This is a genomic window from Mucilaginibacter sp. P4_G9, assembly GCF_056400985.1.
The window spans coordinates 1-693 of record NZ_JBFUKF010000911.1; the positions used below are offsets into that span (position 1 = coordinate 1).

The 693-nt window shown below is 43.7% G+C and carries 1 protein-coding gene; it reads left to right on the forward strand.

What is annotated here, in order from left to right; genetic code table 11:
• A partial coding sequence (locus AC1DPZ_RS28515) for an ABC transporter permease (protein WP_477409888.1) occupies positions 1–693 on the forward strand: 693 nt, incomplete at both ends.

Genomic DNA, 693 nt, shown 5'->3' on the forward strand with positions numbered 1-693 from the left:
CTCAAAGCACCATTCTCTGTTGTAATCTCCAGGGATATCGCTAAAAAATACTTCGGCAACGTAAATCCGGTGGGGCAAACACTTATCATAAAAACAGATAGTGCATATACCTACCACATTACAGGCGTAGCCGAAAACGCCCCGTCAAATTCATCTATCGACTTCAACTTTGTGGCGTCTAACACAAGTTTGCTTTCAATGAAAGAAGCATCAATGTATACAGGTTCGCAAGGTATAAGCTTTGGCTCATTCGGGTTGACCCTGCTTTTAAATCATGCCTCGGATACTGCCACGTTGAGGCGTAACCTGCAGGCGATGGCAAAAAAGGATAAAAGCTTTGATGAGATGATTTATACCTTATCGCCGATAACGGATACCCACCTGCACATGAACTTTGGCGATTCATCTAACACCAGGTATTTAAAGATTTTTCCGTTGGTGGCTTTGCTCATATTGCTGCTGGCATTGGTTAATTACATGAGCCTTTCTACCGCGAGGGCGACGTTAAGGGCCAAGGAAGTAGGAGTACGCAAAGTATCCGGTGCAAGCCGTATTAGTATTGCCGTGCAGTTTTATGTGGAGTCTGCCTTGTTCGCGGGCATTTCATTCGTGTTGGGTTATTGCTTGTGTTATGTGTGTAAGCCCTGGTTTTTAAATGTATTGCAGCTAAAGATCGATAGCTCGTTTTTATAC